The organism is Pseudoalteromonas sp. S1727, from assembly GCF_005886375.1.
Taxonomy (GTDB): Bacteria; Pseudomonadota; Gammaproteobacteria; order Enterobacterales; family Alteromonadaceae; genus Pseudoalteromonas; species Pseudoalteromonas haloplanktis.
The window spans coordinates 1-328 of record NZ_PNDT01000222.1; the positions used below are offsets into that span (position 1 = coordinate 1).

General features: G+C 44.5%; 1 protein-coding gene. It reads right to left on the minus strand.

Going from position 1 to position 328, the window contains the following annotated elements; translation table 11 throughout:
• The coding region (locus tag CWB85_RS21745; protein ID WP_502705327.1) for an aldose epimerase family protein at positions 1-328 on the minus strand (328 nt) is incomplete at both ends.

Here is a 328-nt window from a genome sequence, read left to right on the forward strand (position 1 = left end):
GGATTTCTAAAGTCAAACGGCGTGCCCGCCACTTGCATCAACTCACCCGTTGGGATCAAACCGCCATCCACAGGCGTAATTGCATTTGAGTTAATTTGCATTTGGTGATCAAGAATATCGCCCTTACCTGCTAAGTTAAAATAGCTATGCTGGGTCATATTAATGATGGTTGGCTTATTGGTTTTTGCCACAAATTGCATATCTAGGGTATTTTTGTTGGTCAGTGTGTAGGTCACTTGTGTTGTAAGCTCGCCAGGGTAACCTTGGTCGCCATCAGGGCTCACTAAACTAAGAGTGACACCCGCACTGTTTTCTGTACTAAATGGCA